The following is an 11,709-nucleotide window of genomic DNA, read 5'->3' as shown; positions in this document are numbered from 1 at the left end:
CTTGCGCGCGTGCTCGCAAGCGTCGCTGAATCTGAACGGATGTTAAGCTTGTTTAACGAGACGTAAGCGCTGGCGGCGAGAGAAGAGTGTTTGAAGCCTGCGGCGCTGAGCTCTCTCAGCTCAAAGCGCTTGCTAGCGCCGACGCGCTCACGCGCGGCGCGTGAACGGCTCGACGCGCTGCGCGGCGCGGACGAACGCGATCATGACGAACACGCCGATCGCAAACAGCACCGCCTGCAGGATGTGCGCGCCGGTGTCCTCGAGGCCGAACAGGATCGCGAGTGCCCAGCCGCCGGCGAACGCCGCGCCAAACACCTCGGCGCCGATCAGGATCGCCGCGCTGATGACGGTGACGACACTGGGCCAGACGATCTCGCGCGTGCCGGTCGGTGAGGGCTGTAAGCTCATCTGATAGTTCCTGTTTCAGGGGCGCAATCTCTCCGAAAAGGCCCCTGCTATCAAGCGCAAAAGGCCCAAAAAAGCCCCATCGCGTGATATAGATCGCAGGTCCAATCGTGGCGAAAAACGGGAATTGTGATGTCAGATACCCTGCAAACCGCGGCCACCTCGCAGAGCGCAGCAAACCCGCTTCTGAAGGCGTGGCAGACGCCGTTCGAGACCCCGCCATTCGCGGAGATCGTGCCCGAGCATTTCCTGCCTGCGTTCGAGCAGGCCTTCGCCGATCATTCCGCCGAGATCGCCGCCATTACGCATGACCCGGCGACGCCGGACTTCCCCAACACCATCACCGCGCTCGAGCGCTCGGGCAAGCTGCTCTCCAAGGTGTCGGCGGTGTTCTACGACCTGGTCTCGGCGCATTCCAATCCGGCGCTGCTGGAGATCGACAAGGAGGTCTCGCTGCGGATGGCGCGGCACTGGAATCCGATCATGATGAACGCAGTGCTGTTCGGCCGGATCGCGCTGTTGCACGACAACCGCGCCACGCTGGGGCTGACCGGCGAAGAAATGCGGCTATTGGAGCGCACCTACACCCGCTTCCATCGCTCCGGTGCGGGCCTCGACGAGCCGGCGAAGGCGCGGATGGCCGAGATCAATGAGCGCCTGGCGCATCTCGGCACAGCGTTCAGCCATCATCTGCTCGGCGACGAGCAGGACTGGTTCATGGAGCTCGGCGAGGCCGATCGCGAGGGCCTTTCGGACAGTTTTGTCGCAGCCGCAAAGGCCGCCGCCGAGGAGCGCGGCATGGCCGGCAAGGCGATCGTGACGCTGTCCCGGTCCTCGGTCGAGCCGTTCCTCAAGAGCGCCGCCCGGCGCGACCTGCGCGAGAAGGCCTACAAGGCCTTCGTCGCCCGCGGCGACAACGGCAACGACAACGACAATAACGCCGTGATCGTCGAGATCCTGGCGTTGCGCGAAGAGAGCGCCAGGCTTCTCGGCTTCCCGACCTTCGCCGCTTACCGGCTGGAGGATTCGATGGCCAAGACGCCGGAAGCCGTGCGTGGCCTGCTGGAGCGGGTCTGGAAGCCGGCGCGCGCCCGGGCGCTCGCCGATCGTGATGATCTGCAGGCGCTGGTCGCGGAGGACGGCGGCAATTTCGCGCTGGCGCCGTGGGACTGGCGCTACTACGCCGAAAAGCTGCGCCAGGCCAAAGCCAATTTCGACGATGCCGCGATCAAGCCCTATCTTTCGCTCGACCACATGGTCGAGGCCGCCTTCGACTGCGCCACCCGTCTGTTCGGCGTCACCTTCTCCGAGCGCAAGGACATTCCGGTCTGGCATCCGGACGTGCGGGTCTGGGAGGTCAAGGATAGCGCCGGCAAGCACAAGGCGCTGTTCTACGGCGACTACTTCGCCCGGCCCTCGAAGCGCTCGGGGGCCTGGATGACCTCGTTGCGCGACCAGCAGAAGCTCGACGGCGAGATCGCGCCGCTGGTGATCAATGTCTGCAATTTCGCCAAGGGCGCCGACGGCGAGCCGTCATTGCTCTCGCCGGACGACGCCCGCACCCTGTTCCATGAATTCGGCCACGGCCTGCACGGGATGATGTCCGAGGTGACCTATCCCTCGCTGTCGGGCACCAGCGTGTTCACCGATTTCGTCGAGCTGCCCTCGCAGCTTTACGAGCACTGGCAGGAGCAGCCGCAGGTGCTGCGGCAGTTTGCGCGGCATTACCAGACCGGCGAGCCGTTGCCGGACGATCTCCTGAAGCGCTTCCTCGCCGCGCGCAAATTCAACCAGGGCTTTGCCACGGTGGAATTCGTCTCCTCGGCGCTGGTCGATCTCGAATTCCACACCCAGCCGGCCGCGGCCAGCCGGGACGTGCGGGCGTTCGAGCGTCAGGAGCTGGAAAAGATCGGCATGCCCGCGGAAATCTCGATGCGGCACCGGCCGCAGCAATTCGGCCATATCTTCTCCGGCGATCACTACGCGTCGGGCTATTACAGCTACATGTGGTCGGAAGTGATGGACGCGGACGCATTCGGCGCCTTTGAGGAGGCCGGTGACATCTTCGATCCCCCAACCGCCAAACGCCTGCTCGACGACATCTATGCATCGGGCGGCTCGCGCGATCCGGAAGAGGCCTATGTCGCCTTCCGCGGCCGCGAGCCGGAACCCGACGCGCTGCTGCGCCGCCGCGGCCTGCTGGAAACGCCGGAGGCAGCCTGACCGGTTTCACATCGGCAGATAGTTGCGGATCGCCGGCAGGAAGAAGATCGCGATATTGATCGCGAAGCCGATCGCCCACAGGATCGACCGCAGCGTCGGCCGATCGCCGACATAAGTGAGGACGTAAGCAATCCGCACGATCAGGAACAGCAGCGCCAGTTCATTGATGAGGCGTTGCGGGCCGGCACGAAATTCCGCCAGCAACACCGCGACCGCGAAGAACGGAAACGCCTCGATGCCGTTCTGGTGCGCGCCCAGCGCACGCGCCCGAATGGGATCGTTATAAAAGGCGGGGTCGCGCGGTCTGGAATTGTCGAAACGGCGAAATCCGATCCATTTGATCGGAGCGATTGTCAGCAAATAAAGCAGCAGCGTTCCGAAAACGCACCATTCGGCTGCCGTCATGGTTCCTCCCTGATGCGCGGCAATCCTGGAGCCTAGGGCATGATCCCGAAAAGTGGCAACCGGTTTTCGGAGAAGATCATGCCCAATAAAAGATCGAGCGCAGGGGCTGATCTCCGCCTCGCTGAATCAGTTTCAAGCGAAGCTTTCGTTGCCTTGACAAGGATGGTTCAACGCGCGAAGCCCCTGAGATCATGAGCGTAGCCGTTCCCATCGAAACAGCAAAGGCGTCCGCCGGCGTCGGGCCGGGACGCATCGGCGTTCTCCTGGTCAATCTCGGCACCCCCGACAGCGCGGACACCAAGGGGGTTCGGGTCTATCTCCGGGAATTCCTGTCCGATCCGCGCGTGATCGAAAATCAGGGACTGTACTGGAAGCTGGTGCTGAACGGCGTCATCCTGCAGATCCGTCCGGCGCGCAAGGCGCGCGATTACCGGAAGATCTGGAACACCGAGAAAAACGAATCTCCGCTCAAGACTATCACGCGCGCGCAGTCCGAAAAGCTTGCCGCGGCCATATCGGATCATGAACATGTCGTAGTGGATTGGGCGATGCGCTATGGCAATCCGTCGATCCGCTCGCGCATCGAAGCGTTGACGGCGCAGGGCTGCGACCGGCTGCTGGTGGTGCCGCTCTATCCGCAATACTCAGCCGCGACATCGGCGACCGTATGCGACGAGGTGTTTGCCGTGCTTCGCGAGATGCGCGCGCAACCGATCCTGCGGGTGACGCCGCCTTATTACGACGACCCTGACTACATCGAGGCGCTGGCGGTTTCGATCAATGCCCATCTTGCGACGTTGCCGTTCCAGCCCGAGCTGATCGTGGCTTCGTTCCACGGCATGCCGCAAAAATATATCGACAAGGGCGACCCCTATCAGGCGCAGTGCATTGCAACGACGGACGCGTTGCGCAAGCGCATGGGCCTTGATGCGTCAAAGCTGATCCTTACATTTCAGTCGCGCTTCGGCTTCGACCAGTGGCTGCAGCCCTATACCGACAAGACCGTGGCGCAGCTCGCGAAGGACGGTGTCCGGCGCATGGCGGTAGTTATGCCCGGCTTCTCGGCTGATTGCCTGGAGACGCTGGAAGAAATCGCGCAGGAAAACGCCGAGATCTTCAAGCACAATGGCGGCGAGCAATTCGCCGCGATCCCCTGCCTCAATGACAGCGAGCCCGGCATGGACGTCATCCGCCAGCTCGTGCTGCGCGAGCTTCAAGGCTGGATCTGACAATTAACTAACGCGATACGTCGCCCGGCGTTCATCTTCCATAGATCTGGCGGCCCGTAAACTGCACCCTACCTAATGGTCGAAAAGCCGGCTGAACCGGCGTCGCAGTCATACCGACAAAACAAAACTGCATGAGACTGCGTGCGGAAACGACTCGTGGGCCGCCGCTTTGGAGGATTTATGACTGGCTTTGATATTTTCGCGATCGCGCTGGTGCTGCTGGTTATCTTCACGCTGTTTGCCGGCGTCAAGACTGTGCCGCAGGGATACGACTGGACCATCGAGCGGTTCGGCAAATTCACCCGCACGCTGTCGCCGGGGCTCAATCTCATCATTCCCTATTTCGACCGTGTCGGCCGCAAGATGAACATGATGGAGCAGGTGATCAGTATTCCCGAGCAGGAAGTGATCACCAAGGACAACGCCACGGTGACCGTGGACGGTGTCGCGTTCTTTCAGGTGTTCGACGCCGCGAAAGCGAGCTATGAGGTCTCCAATCTCGAGCAGGCGATCATCGTGCTGACCATGACCAATATCCGCTCGGTGATGGGCTCGATGGATCTCGATCAGGTGCTTTCGCATCGCGACGAGATCAACGAGCGATTGCTGCGCGTGGTCGATGCCGCGGTCTCCCCGTGGGGATTGAAGGTCAACCGCATCGAGATCAAGGACATCGTGCCGCCGGCCGACCTTGTGGAAGCGATGGGACGCCAGATGAAGGCTGAGCGCGTCAAGCGCGCCGATATTCTGCAGGCAGAAGGCCAGCGGCAATCGGAAATCCTGCGCGCCGAAGGCGCCAAGCAGGGCCAGATCCTGCAAGCCGAAGGCCGCCGCGAAGCCGCCTTCCGCGACGCCGAAGCGCGCGAACGCTCAGCCGAAGCGGAAGCCAAGGCGACGCAGATGGTCTCTGAGGCCATCGCCAAGGGCGACGTTGCCGCGCTGAACTATTTTATTGCCGACAAATACATCAAGGCGTTCGGCCAACTGGCTGACTCGCCGAACCAGAAGATCATCATGCTGCCGATCGAGGCGATGAGCATTTTAGGCTCGCTCGCGGGTATCGGCGAGATCGCGAAAGCCACGTTTGGGGAAAGCGTCGCTTCGGCTGCTGCTGCCGCGCGCCGTCCCTCGGTCCCGAGCACCGGGCCGAACCCGCCGGTTGCGCCACAACGCTAGAGTCCATTCATGAAAAACGAATCGAAGCCTGCGAGTTCGGTCACCTCTCCCACAGGGGGAGAGGGGGCGCATGGCCGTCGGGGCGATATCGAGTAAGTCTAGAGAGGGTCACACGATGGCCGAGATGTTTTCGACGCTGGGCACCTGGAACTGGCTGATCTTCGGCTTCATCCTGATGGCGCTGGAGCTGGTCGCGCCCGGCGTGTTCCTGTTCTGGCTCGGGCTCGCCTCGCTGCTGGTCGGCCTGCTGTCGTTCGCGATCAATCCGTCCTGGCAGACGCAGCTTTTGATGTTCGCGGTGTTCGCCGCCGCGGCGGTGCCGCTGTGGCGCCGGCTGGCACGCAGTGCGCCTGCCGCCAGCAATCCGTTCCTGAACAAGCGCGCCGATGCGCTGGTCGGACGGGTGTTCACGCTGGAAAAGCCGATCATCGACGGTTCCGGCACGGTGCGGATCGACGACACGATCTGGCGCGTCGCCGGTCCTGATGCGCCCGCCGGCAGCCGGGTCAAGATCGTGCAGGCTGACGGCGCCAGCCTGACGGTGGCTGCAGCCTGATCAACGCGCGATCCCCTTCTTAGTTGGAGTGAAGCCTGCCACGAACGCAACTGTGCTCCCTCTCCCCTGTGGGAGAGGGCTGGGGTGAAGGGTCACGGTCTATCGATAAATCCTAACCCCTCACCCGGCACGCTTCGCGCGCCGACCTTTCCCACAAGGGGAGAGGTGTTTCCGAGTATGTGGCTCTCGCTGTTCAACTCGCCCCGCGCTTGCTCCATCGCTCGGCGAAGCGGTGCAGCGGCAGGAATTCCTCGAATAATTCCCGGCCCAGCACCGTCAGGCGATAGCCGTCGCCGGGGATGAGTTCGACGAAGCCGGCGCCTCGCAAGTCGGACAGTCGTGCCTGCAGCACGGTGGGCGAGGCGTCGTCGCAGGCCGTGCGCAGCGCGCGAGATGTCAGCGGCTGCTCGCGAAGTTCCCAGATGATCCGCAACGTCCATCGCCGCCCCAGAAGGTCGAGCAGCGCCATGATCGGCCGTCCCGACGTCGAGCCGCGAACCCTCGTTTTTTTCAACGGTGCGATCTGTTTCGGCATCGAAGGCTCCCTTGCGGTTCGCTACAGATAATGTAGCGTAATGCTACATTTATTGTAGCATAGGAGACGGCCATGTCACGTATCGCAGCGCTGCAACCGCCTTACGCTCCGGATATCCAGCAGCAATTCGACCGGATCATGCGCGGCCGCCCGCCGCTGGCCTTGTTCCGAGTCATCGCCGGCAACGCCCGCGCCTGGGAGAAATTCCGTGCCGGAAGCCTGCTGGATCGAGGCCCGCTCCCGTTGCGGGAACGCGAAATCGTCATCGACCGGACCTGTGCTCTGACCGGATGTGAATATGAGTGGGGCGTGCATGTCGCGGCTTTCGGCGAGGCTGCCGGTCTGACCGGCGAGCAGGTCCGCGCCACGGTGCTTAAGGGCGCCGCCGCGCGGTGCTGGTCGGCGGCCGAGCAGGTGCTGATCACGGCGGTTGACGCATTGCATCATCGAGCCACGCTGGATGATGCCGAATTCACCGCGTTATCGGCGCATTACGATGACGCGCAGATATTCGAGATCATCCTGCTCTGCGGCTTCTATCGCACGGTGTCGTATCTCGCGAACGGGCTGGATCTGCCGCTCGAGGAGAAGGCGGCACGATTTCCGGCCAACTGACCGTCATTCCGGGGCGCGAATGAAATGAGCAAACCCGGAATTTCGAGATTCCGGGTTCGTGTCTTCGACACGCCCCGGAATGACGTCCTTGGGTTACGCCACGCCCGCGCGCAGCAAATCGTGCAGATGCAAGATGCCGACCGGTTTCCTGGCATCGGTCACGATCAGCGCGGTGATCTTCGAGGAGTTGAGGATTTCCAGCGCCTCGCTGGCGAGCAGGTCGCGGCCGATGGTCTTGGGATTCTTCGTCATCACGTCGTCGACCAGCGCGGTCATCAGGTCCGGGCGCATGTGACGGCGAAGGTCGCCGTCGGTGACGATGCCGACGACGTGCCCGTGTGCATCGACGATGCCGACGCAGCCAAAACCTTTGGACGACATCTCGACCAGCGCATCGGACATTCGCGTCCCCAGCGGCCGCAGCGGCACCGCGTCGCCGGCATGCATGAGGTCACGGGTATATTTCAGCAGGGCGCCGAGCTTGCCGCCGGGGTGTAGCACGCTGAAATCAACCGACGTAAAGCCGCGGCCCTCCAATAGCGCGATCGCCAGCGCATCGCCCAGCGCCAGCAGCATCAGCGAGGAGGTGGTCGGCGCCAGGTTGTGCGGGCAGGCCTCGCGGGCCTTGGGCAGCGTCAGCGCGACGTCGGCGGCCTTGCTCAAGGTGGATTCGGATTCCGCCGTCATCGCGATCAGCGCGATCCGGAAGCGCTTGGCGTAGGTGATGAGGTTCTTCATCTCTGGCTGCTCGCCGGACCATGACAGCGCCACGATGACGTCATCGGCGGTGATCATGCCGAGATCGCCATGGCTCGCCTCGGCCGAGTGCACGAAGAAGGCGGGCGTGCCGGTGGAAGCAAAGGTAGCGGCGATCTTGCGCGCCACATGGCCCGACTTGCCGAGGCCGGTGACGATCACGCGGCCCTTGGCCTCGCGGATCAGATCGACGGCAGCGGTAAAGGCAGACCCAAGCGGCCCCTGAAGGGCTGCGGCAATTGCCGCTATGCCGCTGCCCTCGGCGTCGAGTGTTCGCAGCGCGGATTGAACGGCGGTGTCCGCATCGTCGGTACCGGATGAATTTGCCATCAGCGGTTTCGGTTTGGCCATGTCTGATTTCCAGGAAGGGGATCGCGCTCGTCCCCGGGCGCGCTTCATAGCACGGCCGAATCCGGGAGGCGACGCAGGGTCCGGTTCCTCAACGCCTCATTAACCATAATTGTTTTAACTCCATTAACGACGTTTTCCTGGGCCGTATCCCGCGTGAATGGAACTCGATCGGCATGCGTATGAATTCGTTGGGGTATTTCCATCGTGAAGTCGGGTCCAGCCTGGGGCCGTCGCAAGCGCGCAATGACCTTGCGCGCGCTATTGCCATGCCTTGCGCTGGTCGCCTGCCATGAGACCTCCGCGCAGGCTCAGACGCTGACTCCCGACCTGTTCCGGCCGACGCGAGGCGACTTCGTCTCGCCGCAGGATTTGCCGTTGCGCAAGACCGCATCGAGCAACAGTGTTGGCGGCGATAACGCCGGCGGCGTCGATATCAACGGCAATTCGACCGATGACAGCGGGCTTCGCGGCGAGGATACGCCGGCGCCGTCCCGGATCGGCCAGATTCCGACCTACGGCTTGCCGGCTGCCAACGGCGCATCCGATTCAGGTTTCGATTCGCTCAATCGCACCCGCAAGAAGCCGCAGCTTTATCCCGGTCAGGCCAAGCCGAAAGCACCGGTGGGGCCCGGCAGCTCGCCGCCCACGCCGCCGCCGGTGAACGCGGCCGGATATCTGCGGCTGTCGATTGCGCCATCCGAGTCCGCCAACAAAACGCCGCTGCCGCCCGCGATGGCCGGTACGGTGCCTGGCCAGCCGCCGCGCAAGCGGCTGAAGGTCGATGACGATCCGTTCGGCGCGGTCGGCGATTACGCCGGCAGCTTCCTGATCGAGTCCGCGGTCGAGGTCAGCGCCGGCTACGACACCAATCCCGGCCGCACCAATGTGCCGAAGGGATTGCCGTTCTGGGTGGTCGCGCCGGAATTTGTCGCCGTGTCGGACTGGGATCGCCACGCGCTGGTCGCCGATCTCAGGGGCTCGTTCACCGGTTATGGCAACAGCCTGCCGCCGACCATCGATGGCGCGGTGTCCTCGGCGCCGACCGATGTCAGCCGGCCGAACTTCATTGGCCATGTCGACGGCCGCCTCGACGTCACCGAAAACACCTATTTGACCGCGCAAGCGCGCCTTTTGGTTTCCACCGATAATCCGGGCAGCCCGAACGTCCAGGCCGGACTTCTCAGATACCCGATCTACACGTCGTTCGGCGGCACCTTCGGCATCGACCAGAATTTCAACCGCCTGAATGTCGCCGTCGGCGGCACCGTCGATCGCACGGTCTACCAGGACTCCGCGCTCACTGATGGCACCACGTCGTCCAACGATGACCGCAACTTCAACCAGTATGGCGGCGTCGGCCGCGTCAGCTATGAGGTGACGCCGGCGCTGAAGCCGTTCGTTGAGGCCGAGGGCGATACCCGCGTGCACGATCTGGAATTCGACCGCAACGGCTATGACCGCGATTCCAGCGGCGGCTATGCCAAGGTCGGCACGTCCTTTGAATTCACGCGGCTGCTGACCGGCGAAATCTCGATCGGCTACGCCGCGCGCAACTACGTCGATCCCAGGCTCAACCAGCTCTCGGGCTTGCTCACCGCGGCCTCACTGACCTGGACCGCGACGCCGCTGACCACGGCTAAATTCTATTCCACCACCTCGATCGACGAGACCACGCTGCCCGGCACTTCGGGCGTCCTGACGCGTCTCTACACGTTCGAGGTCGATCACGACTTCCGCCGCTGGTTGACGGCGATCGGCAAGTTCACTTACGGCACCATGGACTATCAGGGCGACGGCCGCACCGACCAAGTCTACACCATCGAGGGCGACGTGGTTTACAAGATGACCCGCAATCTCTGGATCAAGGGCACGCTGCGTCGCGACATCCTCGATTCCAACATCGTCGGCGCCGGTTCGGCGTCGACGGTGGCGATGCTTGGAGTGCGGTTGCAGAATTGATCGCCAGGAAGAGGGATCAAAGAAGCTGGCGCGAAAACCTCACCGCGGCAAATCCGTCTTCCCCATCAGGAACTGATCGATCGAGCGCGCGCAGAGGCGGCCTTCGCGGATCGCCCAGACGACCAGCGATTGGCCGCGGCGCATGTCGCCGGCGGAGAACACGTTCGGCTTCGAGGTGTGATAGTCCGAGGTGTTGGCCCGCACATTGCCGCGCTGGTCGAGATCGACGCCGAGCGTCTTCAACAGGCCCTCGTGCACCGGATGCACAAAGCCCATCGCCAGCAGCACCAGTTCGGCATCGAGGTCGAATTCGGTGCCGGGAAGCGGCTTGAACTTGTCGTCGACCTGCACGCAATGCAGTTTCGCGACCTTGCCGTCGGCGCCTGAAAACTTCTGCGTCAGCACCGCGAATTCGCGCTTGGCGCCTTCGGCCTGGCTCGACGAGGTCCGCATCTTCAGCGGCCAGTTCGGCCAGGACAGGCCCTTGTTCTCATGCTCGGGCGGCGCCGTCATGATCTCGAGCTGCGTCACCGACTTAGCGCCCTGTCGGAACGAGGTGCCGATGCAGTCCGAGCCGGTGTCGCCGCCGCCGATCACAACCACATGCTTGCCGTCGGCGAGAATGTCGGCTGTGCCGTCGAGCGGCTCGCCGGAGACGCGGCGATTTTGCTGCGGCAGAAAATCCATCGCGAAGTGAATACCGGCGAGGTCGCGGCCGGGAATCGGCAGGTCGCGCGGGGCTTCGGCGCCGCCGGTCAGCGCCAGCGCGTCATACTGCTTCGCCAGCTCGCGCGGATCGATCGCGCCTTGTGCCGCGCCGCCGACAGGGGTGCCGTAGTGGAACACTACACCCTCGGCTTCCATCTGCGCGATCCGGCGGTCGATGACGTGCTTCTCCATCTTGAAGTCGGGAATCCCGTAACGCAGGAGCCCGCCGGCCTTGGCGTATTTCTCGTAGACATGCACCTCATGGCCGGCGCGCGCGAGTTGCTGCGCACAGGCCATGCCGGCGGGCCCGGAGCCGATCACGGCGACCTTCTTGCCGGTTTTGCTCAACGGCAGTTCCGGCTTCACCCAGCCATTGTCCCAGGCGCGATCGACGATTGCGCATTCGATGGTTTTGATGGTGACGGGATTGTCGTCGATGTTGAGCGTGCAGGAGGCTTCGCACGGCGCCGGGCAGATGCGGCCGGTGAACTCCGGGAAATTATTGGTCGAATGCAGGTTGCGCGAGGCCTCTTCCCAATTGCCCTGGTAGACCAGATCGTTGAAGTCAGGAATCTGGTTGTTGACCGGGCAGCCCGGCGTGCCCGGCGCGACCGCGCCGGTGCCGTGGCAATAGGGAATGCCGCAGTTCATGCAGCGCGCGGCCTGATCGCGGGTTTCCTTCTCGCTCAAGGGAAGGACAAACTCGTTGAAGTGCTTTACGCGCTCGACGACCGGCGCATACTTGCGATCATGACGTTCGATCTCGAGAAAACCTGTAATCTTGCCCATTA

11 protein-coding genes are annotated in these 11,709 nt (G+C 63.3%); 6 read left to right on the top strand and 5 right to left on the bottom strand.

Features of this window, described 5'->3' with window-relative positions; all coding sequences use genetic code 11:
- Positions 1-147: 147 nt before the first annotated feature.
- Positions 148-408, bottom strand: coding sequence for a hypothetical protein (locus tag BLV09_RS18805; RefSeq protein ID WP_100383926.1), 261 nt, complete (start codon positions 406-408; stop codon positions 148-150).
- Between the two features lie 129 nt (positions 409-537).
- Between BLV09_RS18805 and BLV09_RS18800 the strand changes: the two genes are divergently transcribed.
- Positions 538-2,628, top strand: a complete 2,091-nt coding sequence (locus BLV09_RS18800; RefSeq protein WP_146688418.1) for a M3 family metallopeptidase — start codon at positions 538-540, stop codon at positions 2,626-2,628.
- Positions 2,629-2,634: 6 nt separating this feature from the next.
- Here BLV09_RS18800 and BLV09_RS18795 read toward each other — a convergent pair whose 3' ends face one another.
- Positions 2,635-3,033, bottom strand: a complete 399-nt coding sequence (locus BLV09_RS18795; protein ID WP_146688417.1) for an MAPEG family protein — start codon at positions 3,031-3,033, stop codon at positions 2,635-2,637.
- A 191-nt stretch (positions 3,034-3,224) separates the two neighbouring features.
- Between BLV09_RS18795 and hemH the strand changes: the two genes are divergently transcribed.
- The 3 genes from hemH (at position 3,225) to BLV09_RS18780 (ending at position 5,994) form a co-directional block, all read left to right on the top strand.
- The gene (gene hemH / locus BLV09_RS18790; protein ID WP_146688416.1) at positions 3,225-4,262 is read left to right on the top strand and encodes a ferrochelatase; all 1,038 of its coding nucleotides are present in this window, start codon (positions 3,225-3,227) and stop codon (positions 4,260-4,262) included.
- A 180-nt stretch (positions 4,263-4,442) separates the two neighbouring features.
- Positions 4,443-5,438: an SPFH domain-containing protein gene (locus BLV09_RS18785; RefSeq protein WP_146688415.1), complete on the top strand. Its 996-nt coding sequence runs from the start codon at positions 4,443-4,445 to the stop codon at positions 5,436-5,438.
- A 115-nt stretch (positions 5,439-5,553) separates the two neighbouring features.
- Positions 5,554-5,994: an NfeD family protein gene (locus BLV09_RS18780; RefSeq protein WP_146688414.1), complete on the top strand. Its 441-nt coding sequence runs from the start codon at positions 5,554-5,556 to the stop codon at positions 5,992-5,994.
- 193 nt (positions 5,995-6,187) lie between these two features.
- Here BLV09_RS18780 and BLV09_RS18775 read toward each other — a convergent pair whose 3' ends face one another.
- Positions 6,188-6,529, bottom strand: a complete 342-nt coding sequence (locus BLV09_RS18775) for a winged helix-turn-helix transcriptional regulator (protein ID WP_146688413.1) — start codon at positions 6,527-6,529, stop codon at positions 6,188-6,190.
- Between the two features lie 72 nt (positions 6,530-6,601).
- Between BLV09_RS18775 and BLV09_RS18770 the strand changes: the two genes are divergently transcribed.
- Complete coding sequence (locus tag BLV09_RS18770; protein ID WP_146688412.1) at positions 6,602-7,144, top strand: carboxymuconolactone decarboxylase family protein; 543 nt, start codon at positions 6,602-6,604, stop codon at positions 7,142-7,144.
- Between the two features lie 93 nt (positions 7,145-7,237).
- Here the strand turns inward: BLV09_RS18770 and BLV09_RS18765 are convergent, their stop codons facing one another.
- Positions 7,238-8,251 (bottom strand): KpsF/GutQ family sugar-phosphate isomerase, encoded by a 1,014-nt coding sequence (locus BLV09_RS18765; RefSeq protein ID WP_146688411.1) that lies wholly within the window; start codon positions 8,249-8,251, stop codon positions 7,238-7,240.
- A gap of 204 nt (positions 8,252-8,455) precedes the next feature.
- Here BLV09_RS18765 and BLV09_RS18760 point away from each other — a divergent pair, with 204 nt between their 5' ends.
- Complete coding sequence (locus BLV09_RS18760; protein WP_433994406.1) at positions 8,456-10,210, top strand: outer membrane beta-barrel protein; 1,755 nt, start codon at positions 8,456-8,458, stop codon at positions 10,208-10,210.
- A 39-nt stretch (positions 10,211-10,249) separates the two neighbouring features.
- Here BLV09_RS18760 and BLV09_RS18755 read toward each other — a convergent pair whose 3' ends face one another.
- Positions 10,250-11,707: a glutamate synthase subunit beta gene (locus tag BLV09_RS18755; protein ID WP_146691189.1), complete on the bottom strand. Its 1,458-nt coding sequence runs from the start codon at positions 11,705-11,707 to the stop codon at positions 10,250-10,252.
- Positions 11,708-11,709 lie beyond the last annotated feature (2 nt).

This window comes from Bradyrhizobium canariense (assembly GCF_900105125.1).
Taxonomy (GTDB): domain Bacteria; phylum Pseudomonadota; class Alphaproteobacteria; order Rhizobiales; family Xanthobacteraceae; genus Bradyrhizobium; species Bradyrhizobium canariense_A.
Note: the sequence above shows the minus strand (reverse complement) of the source record. Positions and strands in the feature narration are given on the sequence as shown.